A 25,855-nucleotide genomic window follows, 5' to 3' on the forward strand; every position below is an offset into this window, starting at 1 on the left:
CACAATACACAAATGGCAGGAGAGACAAAATATGCTACTCAACGCAAAAGAAATACTACTCAAAGAAATCCTCTATCAATATCTCAACCAATTAAACATGATTTGTCATTGTGAAAAGTGTATAGAAGATGTATTAGCTATTTCTCTAAATCAAGTGAAACCGCAGTATATAACAGATATCGATAAAATATCTTACAGTAAATCCGAGATGGTAGACAAACAGAAGAATACGGCCATGCTGGTCATTCTTATAGAAGCTGCTTCAACAGTCACAACATTTCCAAGGTGCGAAAAACGTTTGCCGATGAACAAGGAAAATAGTTGATTTGCCCAATTTGTGAGGGGCATTTTGTGGCTGCTTTTACATGGAAGTCATTTCTTCTATCAAATGAAGATCGTTTATGTGTAGCATGTAAGAGGAAGCTAACGAAGATTGACAGTCCTATTTGCCCCAAATGCGGAAGAGTACAGTCAGATGACCATTTGTGCCATGATTGTTCACGGTGGAATAAACGAACTGATTCTGAGGAAGTCCTTGAGAAGAATAGGTCTGTTTATGTTTACAACGATTTTATGAAAGATGTTCTAGCACGATTTAAATTCCGAGGTGATACGGCTTTAGCTGAGCTATTTAAAAGAGATGTACAAGCAGTGTTTAAACGCTCTTTTTCAATCAAAGAGCCTGTGCTTGTCCCAATTCCTTTGAGTAAAGAGAGGCTAAAGGAAAGAGGATTCAATCAGTCGGTAATGCTTGCTTCCATGATTGGTGGACCTATATTCCAGCCACTCATTAAAGTACATCAAAGGAAGCAGTCAAAGAAAAGCAAAAATGATCGTTTAAATCAAAAGGGTTTGTTCCAATTAAAACAGCCAGATCCGATCGTTCTAAAGGATGTCATATTAGTTGATGATATTTATACAACCGGGGCGACAGTCTACCATGCGGCAAGAATTTTAAAAGACGCAGGTGCCAAAAGCGTTTCCTCTTTTACGTTGATTCGCAGTTAAAAATCATGACAATCAACCGATATTAAGAGAAGAAAATAACGTAAGGGGTTTTGGTTATGAATCAATTGGCAAACTGTCCACAATGTAATCAGTTATTTTTAAAAACCACCATCCAAACGGTTTGTAACAAATGTTTTGAAGAAGAAGAACGTTCTTTTGATCTCGTTTATAAATTCTTACGAAAGCAAAGTAATAGACAATCAACCATTGCTGAAATAGTAGATGCAACAGAGGTTGATGAAGAATTAATCCTAAAATTTATTCGATTGAAAAGGCTTCAAATTAGTCAATTTCCGAATATCAACTATCCTTGTGAAAGATGTGGCCAACCGATCAGGAAAAATAAGCTATGTAGCCAATGTGAACAGGATATAAATGCTCAAATCAGCCAAATGAACCAAGAAGAAGAACGTAAAAGAGAGATCGAATCTAGGAAAAAAGACACCTATTATGCCATTAATCCTAAAAATGACTGATTCCCTAAACTAAGTTGCAGTTTGGTCGATAAAATGGATAGAATCAAGACAGACTGTAACGGAAAGCGAGAGGAATCCCGTGAAAATTAATCGATATGGAACACAACCAGTAAATCCTTACAAGAAAACATATGAGAAACAAACGTTGCAATCGAATCAAGCGAAATCAACTGATAAAGTCGAAATTTCTAAAAAGGCAATCGAAATGCAAAAGGTGCCGAATATCATGAAAGAACGCCAAGATAAAATAGACCAAATTAAAAAAAGCATTGAAGCCGGAACATATCAAGTAGATACAAAAGGCATTGCAGATAAAATGCTAAATTTTTATAAACAACAATAACAAAAGGGAGTAGCGTGGATGTCAGTAAAAATAATTATTGAAGAGCTGCATCGTCTCTATGGATTACATGAACAGCTTCTAAAGCTGTCTAAGGATAAAACAGAAATGCTGAAAAATAATGAGATTGATACTCTTTCAGAGGTTCTGAACCTTGAGCAAAAATACATTCAGGCCATTTCACAATTAGAAGAAAAGCGGATTGAAGCCACAGTTCAATTTTTACAGAATGATCAATCACCGACCATCACCGCATGTATCGAAAAAGCTGAAGGTACGGATCAAAAAGAGCTTATTTCGCTATATGAAAAACTAAATGACATCATGGTGGAATTGAAAGGTGTAAATGAACTAAACAAACAGCTCATTCAGCAGTCACTTCAATTTATTTCACTGACATTCGATCTTGTAAATCCTAACAAAGAAAATATGAATTACGGACAAAATGGTCTTGAGAGTTCAAAGCCTAAACAGCATCGGGCTTTGTTTGATTCAAAGGCGTAAATAAGGAGGATATCTATGGGTTCTACATTCATGGGACTAGAAACGGCAAAACGAGGAATAACAGCTCAGCGTGCAGGTCTTTATGTCACATCAAACAACGTGTCCAATGCAAATACAGAAGGCTACTCAAGACAGAGAGTTGCCTTTAAAGCAGATAATCCTTACCCAGTGATTTCTGTATATGATGGCAAGACATACGGCCAAATGGGGACAGGCGTTCAAGTTGGGACTGTTGAAAGAATACGAGACAGTTTTTTAGATCTTCAGTATAGAGATCATAACAACAATATGTCTTATTATGCAGCGAAGTCGGATGCCCTTTCACAAATGGAAGGAGTTATGAATGATTTGACAGATGAAGGCTTGAATAGAGCTTTTGATAACCTTTGGAAATCATTACAGGTCCTATCAGAATCGAAAAATGCCGATACTGCTTCAGCACGTACAGTTGTTAAAACAAGTGCACAAGCTTTAGTTGACCAATTCCGTCTGCTTAATTCTTCTTTAACAACGATACAAAAGAATTTAAAAACCGAACTTGATTCAACAGCTAAAGATGTGAACACCATTTTATCTCAAATTGATGAAGTGAATAAACAGATTGCAGCAGTAGAGCCTAATGGTTATCTTCCTAATGATCTTTATGATACACGTGATGCTCTTGTCGATCAGTTATCCTCACTTGTTGATATTAAGGTGAGCTACAATCCATCTGGAGGGAATGCACTGAAAATTGCTGAAGGAACCGTCAACATCGACATGATCGGTGCAAATGGACAATCTGTTGGAACGATTTTAAATGGGATTACCAATGAAAAGTCTGAATTGCAAATTTCCTATGATGATACGACAGGACTTATCAACTCACTTCAATTTGGAACGACAACCATTGCAGCAGATCAATTACAAGTGAATGGAAAAATAAAAGCACTTGTTGAGGCGTATGGCTACATGTCAAATGGGGCTGAAAAAGGAATGTATCCAGAGATGCTTGCAGAGCTAGATGAAGTAGCACAAGTATTCATGGATACATTTAACGATGTGCATAAGCAAGGGTACACGTTAAATGGCACAAGCGGACAAGACTTTTTTGACATCGAGAATAACAATGATTTGAATAAAGGCTTGGCAGCTCGTATCAAAGTGAGCGATGTCATTTTAGCATCAACAGATAACATTGCTGCATCTCTTAATCAAACGCAAGGTGACGGTTCGAATGCTACACAATTAGCCGATATTCAAAACTTAAAGCTGGCAATTGGCGGAAATACAACGACGATTCAGGACTACTATCAAAATGTCATTGCTGAAATGGGAATACAAGGTAAAAAGAACATGACGCTTGAAAGCAGTTCAGCAGCGCTTGTTAACTCAGCCAATGAACGCAGAATGTCAACTAGCTCTGTATCTTTGGATGAAGAAATGACGAACATGATCCAATTTCAGCATGCGTATAACGCAGCTGCAAGAATCGTGACATTACAAGATGAGGTATTAGATAAAGTAATAAACGGCATGGGTGTCGTAGGAAGGTAGGGTAACTGATGCGAGTCACACAAGGTATGATTTCTCAAAACTCACTTCGCAATATTAGTAAAAGCTATGAAAAACTCTCTAAAATTAATGAGCAGGCACAGGCTGGAAAACGTTTCACAAAAACGTCTGATGATCCTGTTGCAGCAGTGAAAAGTCTTCAATATAGTACAGCCCTGTTTCGAAATGAACAATATCAAAATAATTTAAATGAGGCACGAAACTGGATTGATACATCTGAAACAAGTGTCACTGAAATCATTGATATTATGTCAAATATACGAGATAAAGTGCTTGATGCGGCGAATGGAACAAAACAGCCAGAAGATTTAGCTGCTGTCGGCGTAGAAGTTGGTCAGATGAAGAAACAAATCATCGATGCAATGAACACTCAAATGTTAGGTAAGTTTGTATTTAATGGGACGAATACTAATGTAAAACCAGTTGTAGAGAATGCAGATGGTACGTATACATTTAATTTTGAGACCTATACAGATGCAAACGCAGTGAAAACGAACATTTCTGATGGTATCACTTTAAATGTGAACTCAAATCCTCTAACAGCGTTTGGTGGTCAGTCTGCCAACGGTCAAAATGTCATTGAAATGCTGACGGATTTAGAAAACGCATTGAAAAATGGAACGTTTACGGATTCAGATGAGGCACTAGGTGATATTGATCAATTCAAAGAAGTGATGAGTGCTGAACGTTCGGATCTTGGTGCCCGAACGAATCGTGTTGACTTAGTCGAAAGCCGTTTGACTGCACAAGCCGAAGTGCTGAAAAATGCTAAATCAGATAACGAAGATGTTGAAAGTGAAAAAGCCATTCTTGATCTTCTTCAACAAGAGACAGTGAATAGAGCTGCATTAGCAACGACAGCTAAAGTCATTCAGCCATCACTTGTCGATTTCTTAAGATAATAAAAAGCATCCGCTGGGTGCTTTTTTGCATCATGGAGGTGAACATTATGCAAATCCCGAGATTGTTAATAGAGCAAACTTATGCAAAGCTGCAAATGTCAACAACCCCCTCTAGCCAAGAATTAGAACAGCCAAGAGCGGATCTTGAAATTCAACAGCCAAAAGCTGTTATGAGCATCACAAGGACACCGTCGAAATTAACCATTGATCAAACTGAGGCGTTTGCTGATATGGATATCAAATCAATTTTTAGGCGTTCTGAGGAATGGGCAGCTGAAGGGAAACGTGCTGTTGGAGAGGGGATGGGTCGAAGAGCGGAAGAAGGAAGCGAACTAATCAAGATCGAGGAAGGTGGTAGTGCGATTGCGGAGTTTGCCAAAATCAATGGCAGTCCTCCAGCAAAACAATTCACCATCGGTGTGATTCCTTCATTCTTTAGTGTGAAAATTCACTATCAGCCATCCGAGCTTCAAATTGATGTGGAGCCGCAAAAAGCTGTCATAGAGGCAACACCTCATAAACCAATCGTTAACTACAAGCCAGGTAAGGTCAATATTGATATGCTACAATACCCTGAACTAAAAATAGAGGTTGACGAAACTGGTCAAAATGGTGATAAGGTATAGTTAAGAAAAACGAAAAAGGTCGTGAATTATGATCATTCAAACAAAATACCATGGCGAAGTGACGATTAAAGAGGAGCAGATCATCAACTTCTCTAACGGAATTCCAGGATTTCTAGATCAAAAACAATTTGTCATTTTACCTTTATCAGAAGAATCTCCATTTCTCGTTCTCCAATCATTGAAAAATGCAGAATTAGGCTTTATTGTCAGCAGCCCGTTTTTGTTCTTCAATCAATATGAATTTGACTTAGAAGAAGCGGTTGTAGACATTCTTGGTGTTGAAGATGCCAATGATGTAGAAGTGATGGTGATTTTAACAATGGGATCTTCTATTGAAAAAACGACAGCTAACTTAAGAGCGCCTATTATTGTGAACCGGAAAAACATGAAAGCCAAGCAAGTGATTTTGCATGATTCTGCCTATCATACAAAACATTTGTTAGAGGTGGCTTCCTCATGCTAGTTCTATCTCGTAAATTAAATCAGTCAATTCAAATAGGCGATGATATTGAAGTTAAGATTATTTCGATCGAAGGCGATCAAGTAAAAGTCGGGATTGAGGCCCCTAAGCACATTGATATCCATAGGAAAGAAGTTTACTTGTCTATTCAAGAAGAGAACAATCGTGCTGCAAGCTTGTCTTTAGATCTCCTTTCTCAATTATCCTCACAGAAAAAGTGAGGATTTTTTTATCTGATTCCTCCATTTTTCTCCGTGTAAAAGCGTTTCTATGTGGATGTACACCATCTATATGAAACTTTAACAAATCGGTCCATCTATATTTAATTTGAAAATTCAAAGCCGATATAAAAGATAGATTAAAAGCACAGGAGCTGAATAATTATGTCTGTTGGTAAGTTGACATCGCTAGAGCCACTGATTGATGCATTTCAAACCCGTGTTACGAATCATCAGAATGACAATGCAAACACCGATTTACAAGCAAATGGAAAAGTTGTTTCAAAGGACGAAATTGAAAAAACGCTTCAAGGAGCAAATAAGCTGATTGAACCTACTCAATTTCATCTTCAATTTGAATTACATGAAAAACTCAATGAATATTATGTCAAAGTCGTAGATAACCAAACTGAAGAAGTCATTAGAGAAATTCCTTCCAAGGAATGGCTTGATTTCTACGCGGCGATGACAGAGATTGTCGGTTTATTTGTAGATAAAAGAATGTAATTGAAGGGAGAATAAACAATGGTTAATCGAATTACTGGGTTTTCAAATGTGTTTGATATTGATGAAATCGTATCAAAACTTATGAAAACAGAACAAGCACCACTTGATAAAATGACACGCCAGAAACAAACACTTGAATGGCAAAGAGACAGTTATCGCGAGGTGAATTCGAAAGTCAAAGAATTAGATGATTTGATCAACAATTTAAACTTATCGCGTCCAAGTACATATGGCGCAAAAAAGGTGACAAGCTCAAACGAATCTGCTGTCACAGCAACTGGATCAACAAATGCTACATCTGGCTCGATTAATGTGACCCAACTAGCGACAGCTTCCGTATTCAAATCTTCTGGTACATCTGGGTTTACGCCAGCAAACGGTACGTTTACGTTTGAGGTGACAACACCAGATTCTACGACACCAAAAACAGTGACCATTAAAACCACTGATACAGATACCATTGATTCAATCGTGACAAAATTGAATAACTCTCAACTAGGTGTCACCGCTTATAAAGGCCAAATTTCTGATGGAACCAACTACGTGGATACGATCGCTCTGACTTCGCGTACGACTGGTGAAGGTGTCAGTATTAAAGCAACGGATGGCGATTCTGCTTCATTTTTAACGCAATTAGGCTTCCAGGTGGATGGAGATAATAAATTAGTTGCGACCACTCAAGGACAAAAAGCGCAATACGAAATTAATGGTCTCAAAATGGAAAATAACAATAATACATTCACGCAAGCTGGTATCACATATGAGCTCAAAGGAACAACGGATAAGCCTGTCAGCTTAAACGTTTCAACAGATGTGGATGCGATTTTTGATAAAATTAAACAATTTGTTGATAAATACAATGAACTGGTTGAGCAGGTCAATGGTAAAGTCAATGAAAAAAGAAACAGAGACTATTATCCTTTAACTACTGAAGAGAAATCAGCTATGTCTGAAAAGGAAGTTGAGCTTTGGGAAACGACCGCTAAGTCTGGCTTGCTGAGAAGTGATTCAATTTTACGATCTGGTGCATCTAAATTAAGAAGTGATTTTTATGCTGATATTACAACAAGTGATGGGAATAAAATTCACATGACACAAATCGGAATTACCACTTCAGATAAATATAAAGATGGCGGAAAGCTTGTAATTGATGAACCGAAACTAAGAAAAGCCATTGAAGAAGACCCGCAGAAGGTCAGTCAAATGTTCATCTCAGGTAGTTTAAACGTGGATTCAAAAGATCAAGACAAAGCGCAGCAACAATATAAAGAACAAGGGATCATTTATCGTGTCAAAAATTCTTTAACAGCCTTCACGAAGAGCATTCAAACAAAGGCTGGAAGCACAACGATGGCATTAAAGGAATACGGACTTGGTAAAGACCTTGATTCTTTGACAAAACGAATGAGTACGTTCCAAGACCGCTTGAAACTTGTTGAAGCCCGTTACTATACAAAATTTAATGCCATGGATAGTGCGATTCAAAAGCTAAACAACCAATCTGGCTATCTTTCTCAACTGCTTGGACAATAATTGGAGGTTTATAACATATGGCAATTCAGAACCCTTATGCCGCCTATCAGAAAAATTCTATTGAGACTGCAACACCGGCCGAGTTGACGCTTATGCTTTATGAAGGATGCTTAAAGTTTATCAAACTAGCGAAGCATGCTATTCAAAAAGACGATGCCGAAGCAAGAAACTTGAACCTGAAAAAGGCTCAAAACATCATCCAAGAATTAAATGTCACCTTAAATCGTACTTATGATGTATCAAAGAGCATGGCGAGTATGTATGACTACATTTATCGTAGACTTATTGAAGCCAATCTGCAAAATGACGAAGAGATACTGAATGAAGTAGAGCAATACGTGATTGATTTCCGAGATGCTTGGAAAGAAGTCATTCAAACCGATCGAAAAGGGCGTCATCACTCTATTGGGGGATCTCTATGAGTATTGTGGACCAGCTGCATGACCAAACATTAAAAATGGCAGCAGAAATAGAGGCCAATCCGCAAAGCGAAACACTGGTTGAAGACTTTGATGCTTTTTTAATTGAGAGAGATGAATTAATGAGAGACATTCAGCATGAGCTTTCAGTTCAAGAGAAAGAGAAGATCAAGGAAATTATTCAAACAGATCAACAGATGGCGAAGCAATTAACAGAGATTCAAAATGGGATAAAAGCAGATATTCAAGCCATTCAACGCAAGAAAACAAAACAGTTAAATTATCAACATCCGTACCAGCCCATGACAAGTGACGGCATATACTACGATAAACGGAAATAAATAGGTGAGACCTGTGGCGTATCGTTCAGATGACTATATCTTATTAACCACATATTATGAACTTCTATATACGATAGAAGAGAGTCTGAAATATTTAGATGAAATTGAGAAGGATTTCACTAAAACAGAAGGGGATCGGATCTTTAATGATCTGATCCATGCCTTCTTTCACTTAGAGACAACACACCCCCTTCTGCTTTCAATTATTGAAAATGATGACTTTGCCAAGACGATTCGTTCGTTTGACCAAATTTTTTTAAGTTTCGATATACTAGCTTTCTATACATTCCCTTCAAATCACTTCCAGTCATTCCTTACAGCATATTTTATACCTGAATATAGAAAGTGGATGGATGAAATACATGCCTGCATGAGGCCGTATGTCATTCATTAATTTTTGTTCAATTCAGACCATTCGGAGGAATTTATGAGACTAAAAAATCAATTTTTATTTGGGCTTATTGTCATATGTGTATTGTTTGTCAGTATTTTAGGATTTTCAAGCTTCATCTATTACAAAACAGATCAATCCTATAAAGCACTCCTCAGCAAAGAAGTAAAGCTGTATCAGACCTCACTGGAATTAGAGACATTGCTGCAAAAGCAGGAAGCACAAATCAAAACATATGTGGTTGTGCAAGACGCTGAAAATTTACAGAAAATTGAGCAAACATATGAAGATATTAATAAGAAAACAACTGAAGCATCAAAACTTAGCACGGTTAAACAAGCAAAAAATCTATTAGATCAAATTTCCGAAAAGAATTATCTTTACTATACCTCAACGAATCGATTATTTAATTCACTGAATATGCAAAATCAAAAAGAATTCAACACCCGCCTCACGCAAGAATTACAGCCTATCGAACAAAAAATACATACCTTTACACAAGAATTTGCCCAAACCCAACTGAAACAGCGTGATCAAAAAATCAGTCAGCTCAACCAAGAAAGTAATCAATTATTGCTGACACTCATTCTTGTCAGCGCAGCAATTGTGGTCGGCTTTTTGATCATTGGGGTCAGATTCGTCCGTCGAATGACAAAACCGATTGTCTCTGTCACACATGCTGCCAGAAGGATGGCAGATGGTGATCTCACACTTGAAGAGATTGAAGTAACCTCTACAAACGAGATTGGTCAGCTCGCTGCAGCTTTTAACCAAATGACAACTCATTTACGTCAGTTGATTTTACAGGTGCAAAACGGATCAAGGCAGCTGGCTGATTCTGCTACTCAATTTGAAGAAACCATCAGTCAAACCATATCGGCTAGTGAACAGACGTCTAGCTCGATTGAACAGGTCAGTGAAGCTTCACGTGAACAATCGGGAGCAGTTGGAAAAGTGGCCTCTGCCATTCAAGAAGTCTCAACCGGCATGCATAATGCGGCTGAACATACATCTGATGTTTCGGGTCACTCAATTTCAGTGACTGAAAAGGCTGAAGAGGGTGCATCCCTCATTCAACAATTTGTGAAACAAATGAGCTCTATTAAAGAATCTGTGAATGAACACCATTCCACAATGGCCAATGTACAAGTGCAGTTTACCGGCATCCAAGACCTGTTAGGGAATATCCATGCTATTGCAGACCAGACGAATTTGCTTGCTTTAAACGCAGCCATTGAAGCGGCAAGGGCTGGGGAACACGGCAGAGGCTTTGCGGTTGTTGCAGATGAAGTCAGAAAGCTGGCGGAAGAATCGAGTCAGCTGACAGATCAAATTAGTCAATTACTCGCGAACGTGAACAAAGATACTGAAAGGTCATCACATTCTATGACGAAGGTGGAACGAGATGTAGCAGAAGGTGTGAAAGTATCGCAATTGTCTGAACAGAGCTTTCATGACATTCTGGAATCGATCCGAGATATTTCCATGAAAGCAGAGGAGCTGTCAGCCACTACAGAGCAAATTTCAGCTAGTACAGAGGAAATTTCTCAAACAGTTGGTGTCATTGAAGAAGGGGCTAAACGGAACTCAGAAGAGACAGAGTATATGTCGGCGGCTGTTGAAGAATCATTAGCGGCGAATGAAGAAATGAAAGCAGCAGCAGAAGATTTAAAGTCCTTGTCTCAATCACTGAAAACATCTATCTCATCTTTCAAGATTTAAAAGCAAGCTGGTCTTTTTCAAGAATCACTCGAATATATATTCATCACCTATCAAGCAAAAGTTGAAGCACCGCAGGATTCGACAAATTTCAATAAAAATTCACATTTTTTTTACGTTTGAGCAGGAGAAAAGGAGGGAAAAGTAGAAATAGGTTTACATATCCTTAATTTTAAAGGAGGCGTTCTTTACATGAATTACAATGTTAGAGGAGAAAACATCGAAGTAACACCTGCACTAAGAGATCATGTCGAGAAAAAAATTGGAAAGCTGGAGCGTTATTTTGAGTCAGATGTTGATGCTTCAGTCAACGTAAACTTGAAGTTTTACAACGATCAAGAATCTAAAGTTGAGGTTACCATTCCAATGACTGATCTAGCACTTCGAGCAGAGGTGCATAATGAGGATATGTACAATGCAGTAGACCTAGCAGCCAGTAAATTAGAACGTCAAATTAGAAAACACAAAACAAAAGTCAACCGTAAATTCCGCGAGCAAGGTGCGAAAAAGCATTTATTTGCTGGGGGAAATGGTGCTGCCGATGTAGCAGTTCAAGATGACGAAGAAGTGGATGAAACAGAAATCGTCAGACAAAAACGGTTCAACTTAAAACCAATGGATAGCGAAGAGGCCATTCTCCAAATGAACATGTTAGGTCACAGCTTTTTTGTCTTCACAAATGCTGAGACAAATTTGACCAACGTGGTCTATCGTCGAAATGACGGTAAATATGGACTCATTGAGCCAAACGCTTAATCATCAGCTTCAGCTGGTTTGGAAATAACCTAAAAAAAGTAAACCCGTTCCCTTCATTAGGGGCGGGTTTTTTGTTCTAAATCATTGCAAATTCTTTGGAAATCAAGGAAGGTATGGTATGATAAATGCAGGTAAATATGGACCTGTCAAACTTTTGGACATGCCGAAAAATTGCATGAAAATAGAGGAGCGTTATTATATGCTTGGAATTTTAAACAAAGTGTTTGATCCTACGAAACGTACGATCAGCCGATACGAAAAAAAGGCAAATGAAATTGAAGCTCTCGCTCAAGATTTCGAGAAATTATCTGACGAGGCTTTACGAAATAAAACAATCGAATTTAAAGAAAAACTTGAAAAAGGACAATCTGTAGACGACCTTTTGGTTGAAGCATTTGCAACGGTTCGCGAGGCATCCCGCCGCGTGACAGGAATGTTCCCGTTTAAGGTGCAGCTCATGGGGGGGATTGCGCTTCATGAAGGCAACATCTCAGAGATGAAAACAGGTGAAGGTAAAACGTTGACATCAACAATGCCTGTTTATTTGAATGCTCTTACTGGAAAAGGCGTCCACATCGTGACAGTCAACGAATACTTGGCAAGCCGTGATGCGCAGGAAATGGGCAAGATTTTTGAATTTCTTGGATTAACGGTTGGCTTGAACTTAAACAGTTTAGACAAAGATGAAAAAAGAGAAGCGTATGCTGCTGATATTACGTATTCAACAAACAATGAACTTGGCTTTGACTACTTACGAGATAACATGGTGCTGTACAAAGAGCAAATGGTTCAAAGACCCCTTCATTATGCCGTCATTGATGAGGTTGACTCCATCTTAATTGATGAAGCGAGAACACCTTTGATTATTTCTGGACAAGCTGCAAAATCGACAAAGCTTTACGTACAAGCAAATGCATTTGTTCGTACGTTAAAAGCAGAAGACGATTTCACTTATGATATTAAAACAAAAAGTGTACAGCTGACTGAAAGCGGAATGACGAAGGCGGAAAAAGCATTCGGCATCGAGAACTTGTTTGATGTGAAACATGTGGCTCTTAACCACCACATCGCGCAAGCTCTTAAGGCACATGTTGCGATGCAAAAAGACGTGGATTATGTCGTGGAAGATGGCCAAGTCGTTATCGTTGACTCCTTCACAGGACGTTTAATGAAAGGACGCCGCTATAGTGAAGGTCTGCACCAAGCCATCGAGGCAAAAGAGGGTCTTGAAGTGCAGAATGAAAGCATGACACTTGCAACGATTACGTTCCAGAACTACTTCCGTATGTATGAAAAATTATCTGGTATGACAGGTACAGCGAAAACGGAAGAAGAGGAATTCCGTAACATTTACAATATGCAGGTTGTGACAATCCCGACCAATAAACCAGTGATTCGTGATGACAGACCTGACTTAATTTACCGCACAATGGATGGGAAATTTAAAGCAGTGGCTGAGGATGTGGCACAGCGTTATATGACTGGGCAGCCAGTTCTTGTCGGAACCGTTGCTGTTGAGACATCAGAGCTGATTTCTAAGATGCTGAAAAACAAAGGCATTCCTCATCAAGTGTTAAACGCGAAAAACCATGAGCGTGAAGCACAAATTATCGAGGAAGCTGGGCAAAAAGGTGCCGTCACGATTGCGACAAACATGGCGGGACGTGGAACAGATATTAAGCTTGGCGAAGGTGTGAAGGAACTAGGCGGTCTAGCTGTTATTGGGACAGAGCGACATGAATCACGTCGTATTGATAACCAGCTCCGTGGTCGTTCTGGTCGTCAAGGAGATCCAGGGGTTACACAATTTTATCTATCGATGGAAGATGAATTGATGCGCCGATTTGGTGCAGAGCGGACAATGGCGATGCTAGACCGCTTCGGCATGGATGACTCTACACCAATTCAAAGTAAAATGGTGTCTAAGGCTGTTGAATCTTCCCAAAAACGTGTTGAGGGGAATAACTTTGATTCCCGTAAGCAGCTTCTGCAATATGATGATGTGCTTCGTCAACAGCGTGAAGTCATTTACAAACAGCGCTTTGAAGTCATCGATTCTGATAACTTAAAATCGATTGTGATCAACATGATTCAATCGTCTATTGAGCGGGCTGTTGGCTCTTACACGCCGAAAGAAGAGCTTCCTGAGGAATGGAAACTAGATGGTCTTGTTGAATTAATCAACACGAACTATTTAGATGAAGGTGCCATTACGGTCAAAGATATCTTCGGCAAAGAAGCAGATGAGATCACGGAATTCATTATGGAGCGTATTAAAGAGAAATACGATGCAAAAGAAGAGACATTTGGCGAGGAACAAATGCGTGAATTTGAAAAAGTCATCGTTCTTCGTGCGGTAGATTCGAAGTGGATGGATCATATTGATGCAATGGATCAGCTGCGTCAAGGAATTCATTTACGTGCGTACGCGCAAACCAATCCGCTTCGTGAGTACCAAATGGAAGGATTTGCGATGTTTGAGCATATGGTTGCTTCAATTGAAGATGACGTGGCCAAATATGTTCTGAAATCAGAAATCCAAAACAACCTAGAACGTGAGGAAGTTGTTCAAGGTCAAACAACTGCTCATCAGCCTCAAGAGGGTGATGAGGAGAAAACAGTGAAGAAAAAGCCGGTGCGTAAAGTGGTGGATATAGGTCGAAACTCACCATGTCACTGCGGAAGCGGCAAGAAATATAAAAATTGTCATGGGAAGACAGAATAAGTAATGGAAAGAGGTGAAAACCTCTTTCTATTCATGTCAGCTCCTATACATCTATGAGGTGAAGGGTATGGAATTAGTAGAAATTAGACAAGAACTTGAAAATATGGCTAGCAGGCTAGCTGATTTTAGGGGGTCTCTTTGACCTCGATACAAAAGAAGCAAAAATTGCAGAGCTTGAGGCGACCATGTCAGAAGCTGATTTTTGGAATGATCAGCAAAAGGCGCAAGGTGTCATCAATGAAGCCAATGCACTGAAGGATTATGTGAATACATATCATGAGCTCAGTGAATCTCACGAAGAGCTGCAAATGACGCATGATTTATTAAAGGAAGATTATGATGAGGAGCTTCATGCAGAGCTTGAAAAAGAGCTGAAGAGCTTAACTAAACAGTTTAACGAGTTTGAACTGCAACTGCTCTTAAGCGAACCGTATGACAAAAACAATGCCATTCTTGAGCTTCATCCAGGTGCAGGCGGGACTGAATCACAGGATTGGGGATCTATGCTCCTCAGAATGTATACCCGCTGGGCAGAGCGCAGAGGCTTTAAGGTTGAAACACTTGATTATCTTCCAGGTGATGAAGCCGGAATTAAGTCTGTGACATTGCTGATTAAAGGACATAATGCTTACGGTTACTTAAAAGCAGAAAAGGGTGTCCATCGTTTGGTTCGTATTTCTCCTTTTGATTCATCTGGCCGTAGACATACATCCTTCGTTTCCTGTGATGTAATGCCAGAATTCAATGAAGAAATTGATATTGATATTCGTACAGAGGATATTAAGGTCGATACGTACCGTGCAAGTGGTGCTGGTGGTCAGCACGTCAATACGACGGACTCTGCTGTTCGTATTACCCACATCCCAACAAATGTCGTGGTAACTTGCCAAACAGAAAGATCACAAATCAAAAACAGAGAACGCGCAATGAAAATGCTGAAATCTAAGCTTTATCAAAAACGGATCGAAGAACAGCAGGCGGAATTGGATGAAATTAGAGGAGAACAGAAAGAAATTGGCTGGGGAAGCCAAATTCGCTCTTACGTCTTCCACCCATATTCCCTTGTGAAAGACCACCGGACCAATACGGAGATGGGAAATGTCCAAGCGGTGATGGATGGAGATTTAGATTCATTCATTGATGCTTATTTACGTTCGAAATTATCATAAAAACTCGGCTTCTTGCCGGGTTTTTTTAATTATGAGAAAATAAAATGAATATAAAGGAATACATACGCCATACTGACTCTATATCCTTTGTATGATGAAATTAGCAAATAAAGGGGGAAATACTTTGGGATTAAAACCATTACAAGAGACGTGGGATTTAGATGCCTTTTTTAAAGGAGGCAGTTCTTCACCGGAATTGATGACATACTTACAGCACATCCATCAGCTATTAGATGAATTACGTCAAAAGGTAGATGCCTTTTCAAAAGAAGATACACAGATTGAAAGCAGATTAACGTCTGTCCTTGAAACATATGAAATCACATATAAAAAGCTATCACAAGCAGGTTCATTTGTATCATGTTTGCAATCTCAAAATACAAAGGATATGAAGGCGGGGAGCCTTCGAGGGGCCATTGCCAAGCTGGCAGCTGAATTAGGAACCATTCTTGCCCGCTTTGATCAATCACTTGCTGCCATCCGTACTAGCAAGTGGGAAGAATTGATGAATTCAGCTGCTTTTTCAGATGTTCGCTACATATTAAATGAACGAAGAGAGCGTGTGAAGGATCTGCTGCCTGTTGAACAGGAAACACTGATTCAAAAGCTGGCGGTAGATGGGTATCATGCGTGGGAGGAGCTTTATACCAGTTTAGTGAATAAGATCACCATTCCATTTGAGCAAAATGGTGAAACACAGATGATCTCTGTAGGCCAAGCAGAAAATGCGATGGATGATTCAGACCGTGAAGTGAGAAAAGCCGTTTATCATAATTTAGAGCATGCCTGGACACAGGATGAACATTTATTTGCAAGCACGCTCAATCATCTTGCGGGTTTCCGTTTACAAGTGTATGAAGCAAGAGGCTGGGATCATATGTTAAAAGAGCCTCTGGATATTTGCCGGATGAAACAAGAAACACTCGATACGATGTGGTCCGTCATTGATGAACACAAACAGCCATTCATTGATTACTTACAGCGCAAAGCTGACATGCTTGGGGTTGATAAACTGAGCTGGTTTGATGTTGGAGCGCCAATTGGAAGTGAGACAAAGACCTATTCTTATCAAGACGCAGCTGCTTTTATTATTAAGCATTTCGCAGGGTTTGGAAAAAAGCTTGCTGCCTTTACTGAAAAAGCCTTTAATGAACGCTGGGTAGAGGCTGAGAATCGTCCCAACAAACGAGTGGGCGGTTTCTGTACGAATTTCCCTGACAGCGGGGAATCACGTATTTTTATGACCTTCTCAGGGACGCCGTCCAATGTAGCGACACTTGCACATGAGCTTGGTCATTCGTTCCATCAGGAAGTGATGCAAGACGTTCGTATGCTGAATCGTCAATATGCGATGAATGTAGCTGAAACAGCGTCGACATTCGCAGAAATGATTGTGGCGGATGCTTCATTAAAAGAAGCAGTAAATGAAGAAGAGCGTCTCAGTTTGTTAGAGGATAAGCTTCAGCGCAGTGTGGCGTTCTTTATGAACATTCAATCACGCTTTTTATTTGAACAGCGCTTTTATCAAGAGCGTAAACATGGAGAAGTGTCGGCTGACCGCTTGAATGAGCTGATGGTAGAAGCGCAGAAGGAAGCCTTTGGTGACTCTTTAGATGAATACCATCCGCATTTCTGGGCATCTAAATTGCATTTCCATATTACAGGTGTCCCGTTCTATAATTTCCCTTATACCTTTGGATACATGTTCTCGTTAGGTATTTATGCGAAAGCATTGCAGGCCGGGGCATCGTTTGAGGAGAAATACATTGCGCTATTAAAGGATACAGCTTCAATGACTGTAGAAGATCTGGCCTATAAGCATTTAGGTGTCGACCTCACTCAAAAAGTATTTTGGGAAGAGGCGATTTCACTGGCTGTGGCAGATGCCGAAGCGTTTTTAGCAGCGACGAAAGAATAAAATCCGAAAGCTCCCATTATGGGAGCTTTAGCGTGTAGACAAACCCTCGCATTCGGTGTCAGTCCTGCGCGCCGGTGCTCACGAATGTCACATTCGCTCCGCTCCGGTACTCGTCCTTCCTAGACTGCAAAGGTTTTCAGTTCACGCTGAAAAGAAGACAAAGGGCTAAAATAAAGTTCATTTTAGCCCTTTGTCAACAATCCGAAAGCTCCCATTATGGGAGCTTTTTTGCTGGCTTTAACCATTCAAGCATCGTCTGAATGATATCTTTTTGTTGTGTCAGTGCTGGAATGTTTGCAAGCTGATCACCTTTTTGTTTGCCATACATGCCAAATTGCGCGTGGTTCCCGCCTTTTATCTCATGGTACACCGTTTGAGACGGCAGCAGCTTTTTCGATTCTTTGATTTTCTCTTGTGTCGCTAGCCCGTCCTTTTCGCCTGAAATAGATAGTACTTGAAAGGAAGCCTGTTTCAAGTCATCTGATGCTGGATAGGAGGCAAGGAAAAAGAGGCCGTCAAGCTTGCTCTGATTTTTCTCTGCGTACATAGCGGCAGCTGTCCCGCCTAGTGAATGCCCGCCAATGTACCAATGCTTAATGGCTGGATGATCCTTGATGATATCTTCTGCTTTCTTTGTATGGAAGATCGCAAAGGAAAATGGCATGTCTGGGACAAAGACCGAATAGCCTTTCTTCATCAGCGCATTCCCGAGATAGGCGTACGAAAGAGGTTCAACCTTTGCACCTGGGTACAGGATGATGCCAGTATCGCTTTTAGCTGCTTCAAATGCATAAACCCCGTTTTGATGATCAACCTGCTCGATGTTCACCTGCTTTTTTAATGCTTCAGATGGTCCATATGTAAAGCGGCTCCATGTATAGAAAGCACCAAAGGCTAAAATCAGCAGTGCGAGTAATGTGATACCAGTGATTTTTAATATTTTCTTCATCGCATGTCCCTTCTTTCTCATGTACATATTAAATATATCATCATTTCCTCTCATGCCAAGTAATGAGTACGCTGATCCGGCTGTGTGATAAAGTATTAATCCATTAGCACTTCATTTGGCTGTTATTTACAATCCAAATAAGAGGGCTTAAAATAGGTGTGCATTCAGAAGTAACGGAGGAAGAAAGACATGAAGCAGGGACATTCTCAATTTTGGATTGAAGCGAAAAACTATCTGTTCATTTTCATAGGGTCAGCCATCGTGGCGATAGGGTTTAATACGTTATTATTACCGAATCAGATTGCCGCTGGAGGTGTGAGTGGCATTAGTACCATTATGCAGTCATTCGGTTTCGAAGCAGCATATGTACAATGGGGCCTCAATATTCCGCTGTTTATCGCCGGCTTTTATTTATTGGGCGGAACATTTGGGGTGAAGACACTTGTTGGGTCTGTTTTTTTACCTTTGATGGTATTCTTAACGAGACATATTGCCCCTGTGACCCATGAAGCGCTGCTCGCAGCGATATTTGGCGGAGTGGTGATTGGAATCGGAATAGGGCTCGTGTTCCTCGGGAATGGTTCAACGGGTGGAACGGCACTTGCTGCCAAAATCATCAATAAATACACAGGACTGACGTTAGGTACATGTTTAGCAATGATGGATGGCCTCATTGTACTGGCTGCGATGACTGTGTTTGGTATCGAAGAAGGATTGTACGCTGTGATTGGCGTGTTTATTTCTAGTAAAACGATTGATGTGGTACAGGCTGGCTTCAGTCATTCGAAAATGGCCATGATTATTACTGGGCATGAGGATGAGGTGAGACAGGCGGTTTTTGATCAAATTGATCGTGGTGTAACGAAGATCTCAGCAGTAGGGGGATACACCGACCATGAACGGCCGATTCTCATGTGTGTTGTAGGGCAGTCACAATTCACAAAGTTGAAACAAGTGGTCAAAGCAATCGATGCATCAGCATTTGTCATTGTCATGGATGCCAAAGAGGTGCTTGGTGAGGGTTTTAAAAGGGCGTAAACAAGGATATAATAAGCGTTGACCAAATGATCGTAAGGGAGGGAAATAGATGAAAAAGAGTGGATTAACGCTTTTATTTGCGGCCATGCTATTTGTACTTGCGGCCTGTGGAGGAAATTCAAGTAGCAGTGACAAAGAAGGCAGTAAAAGTGCATCAACTGTGAGCAGTGGTGAAGAGGTTTATCAGCAGAACTGTATTGGCTGTCATGGAAAAGACTTATCTGGTGGAGGCGGTCCAAGCCTGAAAGAAGTCGGGAAGAAATATAATGAAAGCCAAATTGCAGAAATTGCACAGAACGGTAAAGGGTCTATGCCAAGCGGGATGGTAGATGAAAAACAAGCAAAAGAAGTCGCCAAATGGCTTGCAGAGAAAAAATAAAAACTTTGTCTAATCGACAAGGTTTTTTTATTTTCTATATGTAGAAAAAGACTTTTGAACAGTATGAAAACGTATTATATTAAATTTTATTTAAAAAATAAGGGTAAAAAGGCATGTTTTTTGGTTTTGTTTGTTCGATTTACCTTTTATTTATAAGTTTTGAAATATAAATGTAATACCATTGCGTCGAATCATGACGTATAATTGGAGTTGTTGAAATTTAGACGATTCAATTTTTTCATCTTTTTGGATGAAAAGGACATAAATTGCTTTTGCGTATCGAAAGGTATGTGCGTGAACATACATAACGTTTTTGATGAGAAGTGTCAAAACATCATGATAAGCTGTTTGTCAGCGAATAAGAAAAGATTAGGTGATTACATGATTGAAATGAAGGAAGTCTACAAGATCTATCCTAATGGTGTAAAGGCGATCAATGGAATCAATGTCTCTATCCATCCAGGAGAGTTTGTGTATGTTGTTGGTCCCAGTGGCGCTGGTAAATCTACTTTCATCAAAATGATGTATCGTGAAGAGAAGCCAACCAAAGGGAAAATTTTAATTAATAACAAAGATTTAGGCTCTATTAAGGAAAAAGAAATTCCTTACGTGAGAAGAGAAATAGGCGTAGTATTCCAAGATTTCAAACTGCTTCCAACTCTCACAGTGTTTGAGAACGTGGCATTTGCCCTTGAAGTCATTGGTGAACAGCCTAGTATCATTAGGAAAAAAGTGCTTGATGTACTCGATTTAGTGCAATTAAAGCATAAAGCGCGCCAATTCCCTGACCAGTTGTCTGGCGGTGAACAGCAGCGAGTGTCTATCGCTAGATCAATCGTCAATCATCCAGAGGTTGTCATTGCAGACGAGCCGACAGGAAACCTTGATCCAGATACTTCATGGGAAATCATGAAGACACTCGAAGAGATTAATAACCGCGGAACAACAGTCGTCATGGCGACACACAACAAAGAGATTGTAAACAGCATGAAGAAACGCGTCATCGCAATCGAAGACGGGATGATTGTGCGTGACGAAGCAAGAGGGGAGTACGGAATTTATGATTAAAACTCTCTCGCGGCATTTACGTGAGAGCTTCCGTTCACTTGGAAGAAACACGTGGATGACATTTGCCTCAATTAGTGCGGTCACTGTCACATTGATTTTAGTTGGGGTTTTTCTTGTCATTATGCTCAACTTGAATAACATGGCATCGAACGCTGAAAAAGAAGTAGAAGTAAAAGTATTAATTGAATTAACAGCGAATCAAAAGCAGCAGGATGAATTAAAAGCAGAAATTGAGAAGATTCCTGAAATCAGTGATGTGAAATACTCATCTAAGGATGATGAACTGAAAGCACTGATTAAAAGCTTTGGTGAAAATGGACAATCCATGGGATTGGTTGATCAAGAAAACCCATTAAATGATGCGTTTATTGTGAAAACAACAGACCCTCACGATACACCAAAAGTAGCGAAGAAGTTAGAAAACCTAAAAGGGACGTATAAAGTCACTTATGGAAAAGAAGAGGTCAGCCGACTCTTTAATGTTGTCGGTGTGGCACGTAACGTCGGCATCGCGCTCATTATTGGGCTTTTATTCACAGCGATGTTCTTGATTTCCAATACGATCAAAATTACGATTTTTGCTAGACGTAAAGAAATTGAGATTATGAAGCTAGTAGGTGCAACGAACTGGTTTATCCGCTGGCCATTCTTCATTGAAGGATTACTGCTTGGTGTATTTGGTTCCATTATACCAATCGCTCTATTGCTTGGCACGTATCAATATGTTGTCGGTTGGGTAGCGCCAAGGGTACAAGGTTCATTTATTTCAATGCTTCCATACAATCCGTTTGTCTATCAAGTATCACTGATCCTTCTATTGATCGGTGCCGTTATCGGTGTGTGGGGAAGTTTAACGTCCATCCGTAAATTCTTGAAAGTATAAATCTATTTTATTTTGATGGCAGCACTCGAGGATTCTATAGAAGATGTGACCGGTTGATCCAATTCATCCGGTCGAATCTTTATGCAGGCAGTTGTCATGGGAGGGGAAGATCGTTTTGAAAAGAAAGCTGATAATGGCTGGAATGGCAGCGTTTATTGGAACAACGTGGCTATACATTCCAGGGAACGAGAATCGTGCATTCGCATACGAAGACCTAGATCAAAAACGTCAACAAATCGAAGAGAAAACATCGAAGACTGAATCAACCTTGAAGAAAAAGAAATCAGATCTGGCAAAGCTTGAAAAGAAAGAATCAAAGCTGAAACAAGAGATTGAAAAGATTGACCAAAAAGTAAGTGCTGCAACTGAAAAAGTCGCTGAAAAAGAAAAAGAAGTCAAAAAGACGAAACAAGAGATCAAAAAACTGAAAAAAGACATTGAAGTCATCAATGAGCGAATTGAAAAAAGAAAAGCGATTTTCAAAGACCGCATTCGTTCTATGCAAAAAAGCGGCGGTACGATCAACTATTTAGATGTGCTGCTAGGTGCTCGCAGTTTCAGTGATTTTGTGAGTCGTGTTGGAGCTGTCACTACCATTGTCGAAGCAGATAAAGACATGATTACAGAACACGAAAATGATTTAAAGCTTGTGGAGCAAAAAGAAGCAGAGCTAAATAAACAGCTAAGTGGACTTGAAGCATCTCTGAAAGAGCTTGAAGCGCTGAAAAAGGATTTATCTAAACAGCAAAAAGCAAAAGCAAAAGTCCTTGGTCATGTAACGGAAGAAAAAGAACATGCACATGATGAACTGGGCAAGCTTGAAAATGAAAAAGAAATTTTAGCGAATCAGAAAGCGGCTGTAAAGTCTGAAGAGGCACGCCGTCAAAAAGAAGAAGCGAAAAAAGCACAACAAGCAGCTGCTGAAAAAAATGCACCTGCATCAAATGGCGGATCTGATCAAGTGTCAGATACACCAGCAAGCAGCTCAGGTTTCATTAAGCCGGCTGCAGGCCGATTCTCATCAGGCTTTGGCGGACGTTCTAGTGGACAGCACTACGGATTAGATATTGCGGCAAAAGGCACAGTATCTGTTGTGGCAGCAGCATCTGGAACAGTTACGAACTCAAGCTATTCGCCGAGCTATGGGAATGTTGTATTCATTACGCATAACATCAATGGACAGACGTATCAAACGGTATACGCTCACCTGTCAACAAGAAGTGTTTCAACAGGCCAGAGAGTCAAGCAAGGGCAATTCCTTGGATATATGGGGAACACAGGCCGGTCATATGGTCAGCACCTTCATTTTGAAATTCATAAAGGGTTATGGAATGGCGCAAAATCAAATGCTGTCAATCCAGCTCAATATATTCGCTAACAAAAAGCCGATAACACTCTGTTATCGGCTTTTTTCATCTAGATAAAATTAAAATAACAGCAGTAATCCGGCGATAATAGGTGTTAAAAGCACAGCGGATTTCAGTAGAAGTTTCGGTGCGAGGCGTGTGAATTTAGCCCCAATAAAAGCCCCTAATACTGTACCAATTAAGATTTGAATGAGCAGGATAAAGTCAACATACCCCTCTGAAATATAGCCAATTCCACCGCCAATAGAGATTGGAATAATGACAAGCATGGTCGTCCCAACAGCTTGTCTAATAGACAGCCTCAGCAAAATCAAAAGTCCCACTTGGATAAATGGTGCTGACCCGATACCGAACATGCCTGACAGCATACCTGATACAAGGCCTAAAATAATGCCCCTTATGAGCAATTGACGTGAAGAAAGCGGCTGTTGCTCTGCTTCTTCATTCAGGACAAACAATTTGATCATCATAAAAACAGCAGATAAAAAGAGCATACCAGCTGTTAAATAGTGCAGGCTTTCCTCGGGAATAAAAGGAGCAATCTTTGCTCCCACAAAAGAAGCAATACAAGCTAAAGCACCGACAATCAACCCGGATTTCAGCTGAATATTCCCTTCCCGGTAGTGGCTGTATGCACCAGATAAAGTCGTAAATGCCATAGCAGCTAAAGATGTCCCGAGTGCTGTATGGATTGGTACATCAAAGAGTAACGTAAGCAATGCGATGACAAAACCAGCTCCGCCAGCTCCGACAAACCCTAGTAAAATTCCTAATAAAAGCATAGTCAAAATAATATACATAGCGAAGACTCCTTCTCGATCATACCAAAATAAAAATTACACCTAATGAAATGATTAGTCAAGCCTTCCGGGGAGAATGTCTTTACATGAAATCCCTTCTTCTGGCATATAATAACTCAGGTCATCAGGAAGAGTTGAAGAAGGAGGCAAAATATGAAAAAACAAATCGCATCTATCATGGCAAGTGTCGTTCTTATCATGAGTGCAGGGGTGATGACGTATAAAGACAGAACTCATGCGGAGTCACCGAAAGCGGCTGTTGCAGTGGCTGGACAAGCTCAATCAAATGATCGGGCGAAGGAAAACGGAATGGAGAAAATTGAGAAAGCCTATGACCTTATTTCGAATGAATATGTGGAGGAAGTGGATCGTCAAAAGCTGCTTGAAGGCGCCATTCAGGGCATGCTTTCAACTTTAAATGATCCGTATTCAGTATACATGGACAAGCAAACCGCAAAACAATTTTCTGATTCGCTTGATTCCTCTTTTGAGGGAATTGGCGCAGAAGTTGGGATGGATGAAGGGAAGATCATTATCGTCTCTGCCTTTAAAAAATCCCCCGCGGCTAAGGCAGGTCTTAAACCGAAAGATGAAATTATCAGCATTGACGGTGAGACGATGAAAGAAAAAAGCCTCAACGATGCTGTGCTGAAAATAAGAGGAAAAAAAGGAACGTCTGTCGCCTTGAAAATTAGACGAAATGGGATTGAGAAAGAGCTAACGTTCCATATCAAACGAGAAGAAATTCCACTTGAAACAGTGACTGCTTCAATGAAAGAGGTCAATGGTCATAAAACGGGCTATATTGCGATCTCCAGCTTTTCTGAAGATACTGCGAAGGATTTCACTGCAAGCTTGAATCAGCTCGAGAAAAAGGGCATGGAAGGTCTTGTGCTGGACGTGAGAGGAAATCCAGGCGGCTATCTGCAAAGTGTGGAAGACATTTTGAAGCATTTTATCACAAAGGATCAACCTTATATTCAGATTGCAGAACGGAACGGCGATCGAAAACGGTATTTTTCAAAGCGAAAAGAACCAAAACCTTATCCGGTCAATGTCTTGATTGATAAAGGAAGTGCATCGGCCTCTGAGATTCTTGCTGGTGCGATGAAAGAAGCAGGAAAGTATGAAGTGGTGGGGGACGTTTCCTTCGGGAAAGGAACTGTGCAGCAGGCAGTTCCGATGGGAGATGGAAGTAACATTAAATTAACGCTGTATAAGTGGCTGACACCAAAAGGCAATTGGATTCACAAAAAAGGCGTCGTGCCGACGATTGCGATTCATCAGCCAGATTACTTCACAGTTGGCCCGCTTCAGCTAAAAGAACCACTTCAGCTTGATATGAACAATGAAGAGGTCAGACAAGCTCAGACGCTGCTAAAAGGCTTGTCGTTCGATCCAGGCAGAGTAGATGGATATTTCGACGAAGAAACGAAAAAAGCCGTACTTGCTTTTCAAAGCACATACAATCTTGATAAATCAGGTGTCATTGATTTGAAGACAGCGAAAATGATGAACAAAATGGTAGATGAAGTGAAATCCTATGAAAAGAATGATCTTCAACTGCAAACTGCACTAAAAGCACTATATCTCAAAAAATAAAGAGGCGAATAAATGCCTCTTTTTTTTGGTTCATAAGTGTCACGAACATGTAATAATTTATTCTTAAAAATAAATTATATCGAGAAATATATTCATTTATTTTACAAAAAACATAACATTCCTTCGAATTTACCCGATAACATATTTATATAAGAGACTTTCTGTTGATTTAAACATGTCATGAAAATGAAACTTTTGAAAGT

At 40.0% G+C, this 25,855-nt stretch carries 28 protein-coding genes and 1 pseudogene; 27 read left to right on the top strand and 2 right to left on the bottom strand.

The features are described 5' to 3' along the window. Window positions 1–31: 31 nt before the first annotated feature. The 21 genes and pseudogenes from comFB (at window position 32) to BK049_RS10970 (ending at window position 17,566) form a co-directional block, all read left to right on the top strand. The gene (gene comFB, locus BK049_RS10875; RefSeq protein WP_008360197.1) at window positions 32–325 is read left to right on the top strand and encodes a late competence protein ComFB; all 294 of its coding nucleotides are present in this window, start codon (window positions 32–34) and stop codon (window positions 323–325) included. Then, window positions 322–486 (top strand): annotated as a pseudogene (locus BK049_RS19975) (double zinc ribbon domain-containing protein); the annotation flags it as partial. The gene comFB and the pseudogene BK049_RS19975, both read left to right, overlap by 4 nt. A gap of 165 nt (window positions 487–651) precedes the next feature. Beyond that, entirely contained in the window at window positions 652–1,008 is a 357-nt protein-coding gene (locus tag BK049_RS19820; RefSeq protein ID WP_237739228.1) for a ComF family protein, read from the top strand. 56 nt (window positions 1,009–1,064) lie between these two features. Then, complete coding sequence (locus BK049_RS10885) at window positions 1,065–1,484, top strand: TIGR03826 family flagellar region protein (RefSeq protein ID WP_008360193.1); 420 nt, start codon at window positions 1,065–1,067, stop codon at window positions 1,482–1,484. 79 nt (window positions 1,485–1,563) lie between these two features. Continuing rightward, window positions 1,564–1,827, top strand: a complete 264-nt coding sequence (gene flgM, locus BK049_RS10890; protein WP_003213252.1) for a flagellar biosynthesis anti-sigma factor FlgM — start codon at window positions 1,564–1,566, stop codon at window positions 1,825–1,827. Between the two features lie 18 nt (window positions 1,828–1,845). Beyond that, a complete protein-coding gene (locus tag BK049_RS10895) occupies window positions 1,846–2,328 on the top strand; it encodes a flagellar protein FlgN (RefSeq protein ID WP_008360191.1) in 483 nt (160 codons plus the stop codon). Between the two features lie 15 nt (window positions 2,329–2,343). Further along, on the top strand, window positions 2,344–3,864 hold the full coding sequence (gene flgK / locus BK049_RS10900) for a flagellar hook-associated protein FlgK (RefSeq protein WP_008360189.1): 1,521 nt from the start codon (window positions 2,344–2,346) through the stop codon (window positions 3,862–3,864). Window positions 3,865–3,872: 8 nt separating this feature from the next. Beyond that, a complete protein-coding gene (flgL, locus tag BK049_RS10905) occupies window positions 3,873–4,784 on the top strand; it encodes a flagellar hook-associated protein FlgL (RefSeq protein WP_008360187.1) in 912 nt (303 codons plus the stop codon). A 47-nt stretch (window positions 4,785–4,831) separates the two neighbouring features. Beyond that, window positions 4,832–5,410, top strand: a complete 579-nt coding sequence (locus tag BK049_RS10910) for a DUF6470 family protein (RefSeq protein WP_008360185.1) — start codon at window positions 4,832–4,834, stop codon at window positions 5,408–5,410. Between the two features lie 28 nt (window positions 5,411–5,438). Next, complete coding sequence (gene fliW / locus BK049_RS10915) at window positions 5,439–5,873, top strand: flagellar assembly protein FliW (protein ID WP_008360183.1); 435 nt, start codon at window positions 5,439–5,441, stop codon at window positions 5,871–5,873. Continuing rightward, a complete protein-coding gene (csrA, locus tag BK049_RS10920; RefSeq protein WP_008360181.1) occupies window positions 5,867–6,091 on the top strand; it encodes a carbon storage regulator CsrA in 225 nt (74 codons plus the stop codon). Before fliW ends, csrA begins: the two co-directional genes overlap by 7 nt. Window positions 6,092–6,253: 162 nt before the next feature. After that, window positions 6,254–6,595: a flagellar protein FlaG gene (flaG, locus tag BK049_RS10925; protein WP_008360179.1), complete on the top strand. Its 342-nt coding sequence runs from the start codon at window positions 6,254–6,256 to the stop codon at window positions 6,593–6,595. A gap of 18 nt (window positions 6,596–6,613) precedes the next feature. After that, window positions 6,614–8,128, top strand: coding sequence for a flagellar hook-associated protein 2 (locus BK049_RS10930; RefSeq protein WP_008360176.1), 1,515 nt, complete (start codon window positions 6,614–6,616; stop codon window positions 8,126–8,128). Window positions 8,129–8,145: 17 nt separating this feature from the next. After that, on the top strand, window positions 8,146–8,550 hold the full coding sequence (gene fliS, locus BK049_RS10935; protein ID WP_008360174.1) for a flagellar export chaperone FliS: 405 nt from the start codon (window positions 8,146–8,148) through the stop codon (window positions 8,548–8,550). Further along, window positions 8,547–8,888 carry a flagellar protein FliT gene (gene fliT / locus BK049_RS10940; protein WP_008360172.1) on the top strand — a complete coding sequence of 114 codons (342 nt, stop codon included), beginning with the start codon at window positions 8,547–8,549 and terminating at the stop codon, window positions 8,886–8,888. Before fliS ends, fliT begins: the two co-directional genes overlap by 4 nt. A 13-nt stretch (window positions 8,889–8,901) precedes the next feature. Further along, complete coding sequence (locus BK049_RS10945; RefSeq protein WP_008360170.1) at window positions 8,902–9,282, top strand: DUF8042 domain-containing protein; 381 nt, start codon at window positions 8,902–8,904, stop codon at window positions 9,280–9,282. A 33-nt stretch (window positions 9,283–9,315) separates the two neighbouring features. Beyond that, entirely contained in the window at window positions 9,316–11,001 is a 1,686-nt protein-coding gene (locus BK049_RS10950; protein WP_071168502.1) for a methyl-accepting chemotaxis protein, read from the top strand. Window positions 11,002–11,190: 189 nt separating this feature from the next. Next, complete coding sequence (gene hpf, locus BK049_RS10955; RefSeq protein ID WP_008360166.1) at window positions 11,191–11,754, top strand: ribosome hibernation-promoting factor, HPF/YfiA family; 564 nt, start codon at window positions 11,191–11,193, stop codon at window positions 11,752–11,754. Between the two features lie 199 nt (window positions 11,755–11,953). After that, window positions 11,954–14,479 carry a preprotein translocase subunit SecA gene (secA, locus tag BK049_RS10960; protein ID WP_071169223.1) on the top strand — a complete coding sequence of 842 codons (2,526 nt, stop codon included), beginning with the start codon at window positions 11,954–11,956 and terminating at the stop codon, window positions 14,477–14,479. A 67-nt stretch (window positions 14,480–14,546) separates the two neighbouring features. Then, a protein-coding gene (gene prfB, locus BK049_RS10965) for a peptide chain release factor 2 (RefSeq protein WP_145939408.1) occupies window positions 14,547–15,648 on the top strand; the annotation gives its coding sequence in 2 pieces (ribosomal slippage) (window positions 14,547–14,618 and window positions 14,620–15,648; 1,101 coding nt in all). Window positions 15,649–15,772: 124 nt separating this feature from the next. Further along, complete coding sequence (locus BK049_RS10970) at window positions 15,773–17,566, top strand: M3 family oligoendopeptidase (RefSeq protein WP_071168503.1); 1,794 nt, start codon at window positions 15,773–15,775, stop codon at window positions 17,564–17,566. 214 nt (window positions 17,567–17,780) lie between these two features. Here BK049_RS10970 and BK049_RS10975 read toward each other — a convergent pair whose 3' ends face one another. Then, entirely contained in the window at window positions 17,781–18,515 is a 735-nt protein-coding gene (locus BK049_RS10975; RefSeq protein WP_071168504.1) for an alpha/beta fold hydrolase, read from the bottom strand. Window positions 18,516–18,704: 189 nt separating this feature from the next. Here BK049_RS10975 and BK049_RS10980 point away from each other — a divergent pair, with 189 nt between their 5' ends. From BK049_RS10980 to BK049_RS11000, 5 genes are all read left to right on the top strand, one after another. Then, window positions 18,705–19,553: a YitT family protein gene (locus tag BK049_RS10980; protein ID WP_071168505.1), complete on the top strand. Its 849-nt coding sequence runs from the start codon at window positions 18,705–18,707 to the stop codon at window positions 19,551–19,553. Window positions 19,554–19,602: 49 nt separating this feature from the next. Then, window positions 19,603–19,932 carry a cytochrome c551 gene (gene cccB / locus BK049_RS10985; protein WP_008358449.1) on the top strand — a complete coding sequence of 110 codons (330 nt, stop codon included), beginning with the start codon at window positions 19,603–19,605 and terminating at the stop codon, window positions 19,930–19,932. A 381-nt stretch (window positions 19,933–20,313) separates the two neighbouring features. Continuing rightward, window positions 20,314–21,000 carry a cell division ATP-binding protein FtsE gene (gene ftsE, locus BK049_RS10990; RefSeq protein WP_008358447.1) on the top strand — a complete coding sequence of 229 codons (687 nt, stop codon included), beginning with the start codon at window positions 20,314–20,316 and terminating at the stop codon, window positions 20,998–21,000. Further along, the gene (gene ftsX, locus BK049_RS10995) at window positions 20,993–21,883 is read left to right on the top strand and encodes a permease-like cell division protein FtsX (RefSeq protein WP_008358446.1); all 891 of its coding nucleotides are present in this window, start codon (window positions 20,993–20,995) and stop codon (window positions 21,881–21,883) included. The genes ftsE and ftsX overlap by 8 nt, the downstream gene beginning before the upstream one ends. Window positions 21,884–21,998: 115 nt before the next feature. Continuing rightward, window positions 21,999–23,261 carry a murein hydrolase activator EnvC family protein gene (locus BK049_RS11000; protein WP_008358444.1) on the top strand — a complete coding sequence of 421 codons (1,263 nt, stop codon included), beginning with the start codon at window positions 21,999–22,001 and terminating at the stop codon, window positions 23,259–23,261. Between the two features lie 48 nt (window positions 23,262–23,309). Here the strand turns inward: BK049_RS11000 and BK049_RS11005 are convergent, their stop codons facing one another. Continuing rightward, window positions 23,310–24,050, bottom strand: coding sequence for a sulfite exporter TauE/SafE family protein (locus BK049_RS11005; protein ID WP_071168506.1), 741 nt, complete (start codon window positions 24,048–24,050; stop codon window positions 23,310–23,312). A 153-nt stretch (window positions 24,051–24,203) separates the two neighbouring features. On the opposite strand from BK049_RS11005, the gene ctpB reads away from it, so the two are divergent. Further along, window positions 24,204–25,652: a carboxy-terminal processing protease CtpB gene (ctpB, locus tag BK049_RS11010; protein WP_071168507.1), complete on the top strand. Its 1,449-nt coding sequence runs from the start codon at window positions 24,204–24,206 to the stop codon at window positions 25,650–25,652. Window positions 25,653–25,855 lie beyond the last annotated feature (203 nt).

The sequence above is a fragment of the Bacillus xiamenensis genome (genome assembly GCF_001857925.1).
Classification (GTDB): Bacteria; Bacillota; Bacilli; order Bacillales; family Bacillaceae; genus Bacillus; species Bacillus xiamenensis.

Excerpts from the sequence above, each read along its gene's own strand:
- comFB (WP_008360197.1), top strand. The coding sequence starts at position 32 with ATGCTACTCAACGCAAAAGAAATACTACTCAAAGAAATCCTCTATCAA.
- BK049_RS10885 (WP_008360193.1), top strand. The coding sequence starts at position 1,065 with ATGAATCAATTGGCAAACTGTCCACAATGTAATCAGTTATTTTTAAAA.
- BK049_RS10895 (WP_008360191.1), top strand. The coding sequence starts at position 1,846 with ATGTCAGTAAAAATAATTATTGAAGAGCTGCATCGTCTCTATGGATTA.
- flgK (WP_008360189.1), top strand. The coding sequence starts at position 2,344 with ATGGGTTCTACATTCATGGGACTAGAAACGGCAAAACGAGGAATAACA.
- flgL (WP_008360187.1), top strand. The coding sequence starts at position 3,873 with ATGCGAGTCACACAAGGTATGATTTCTCAAAACTCACTTCGCAATATT.
- BK049_RS10910 (WP_008360185.1), top strand. The coding sequence starts at position 4,832 with ATGCAAATCCCGAGATTGTTAATAGAGCAAACTTATGCAAAGCTGCAA.
- fliW (WP_008360183.1), top strand. The coding sequence starts at position 5,439 with ATGATCATTCAAACAAAATACCATGGCGAAGTGACGATTAAAGAGGAG.
- csrA (WP_008360181.1), top strand. The coding sequence starts at position 5,867 with ATGCTAGTTCTATCTCGTAAATTAAATCAGTCAATTCAAATAGGCGAT.
- flaG (WP_008360179.1), top strand. The coding sequence starts at position 6,254 with ATGTCTGTTGGTAAGTTGACATCGCTAGAGCCACTGATTGATGCATTT.
- BK049_RS10930 (WP_008360176.1), top strand. The coding sequence starts at position 6,614 with ATGGTTAATCGAATTACTGGGTTTTCAAATGTGTTTGATATTGATGAA.
- fliS (WP_008360174.1), top strand. The coding sequence starts at position 8,146 with ATGGCAATTCAGAACCCTTATGCCGCCTATCAGAAAAATTCTATTGAG.
- fliT (WP_008360172.1), top strand. The coding sequence starts at position 8,547 with ATGAGTATTGTGGACCAGCTGCATGACCAAACATTAAAAATGGCAGCA.
- BK049_RS10950 (WP_071168502.1), top strand. The coding sequence starts at position 9,316 with ATGAGACTAAAAAATCAATTTTTATTTGGGCTTATTGTCATATGTGTA.
- hpf (WP_008360166.1), top strand. The coding sequence starts at position 11,191 with ATGAATTACAATGTTAGAGGAGAAAACATCGAAGTAACACCTGCACTA.
- secA (WP_071169223.1), top strand. The coding sequence starts at position 11,954 with ATGCTTGGAATTTTAAACAAAGTGTTTGATCCTACGAAACGTACGATC.
- BK049_RS10975 (WP_071168504.1), bottom strand. The coding sequence starts at position 18,515 with ATGAAGAAAATATTAAAAATCACTGGTATCACATTACTCGCACTGCTG.
- BK049_RS10980 (WP_071168505.1), top strand. The coding sequence starts at position 18,705 with ATGAAGCAGGGACATTCTCAATTTTGGATTGAAGCGAAAAACTATCTG.
- cccB (WP_008358449.1), top strand. The coding sequence starts at position 19,603 with ATGAAAAAGAGTGGATTAACGCTTTTATTTGCGGCCATGCTATTTGTA.
- ftsE (WP_008358447.1), top strand. The coding sequence starts at position 20,314 with ATGATTGAAATGAAGGAAGTCTACAAGATCTATCCTAATGGTGTAAAG.
- ftsX (WP_008358446.1), top strand. The coding sequence starts at position 20,993 with ATGATTAAAACTCTCTCGCGGCATTTACGTGAGAGCTTCCGTTCACTT.
- BK049_RS11005 (WP_071168506.1), bottom strand. The coding sequence starts at position 24,050 with ATGTATATTATTTTGACTATGCTTTTATTAGGAATTTTACTAGGGTTT.
- ctpB (WP_071168507.1), top strand. The coding sequence starts at position 24,204 with ATGAAAAAACAAATCGCATCTATCATGGCAAGTGTCGTTCTTATCATG.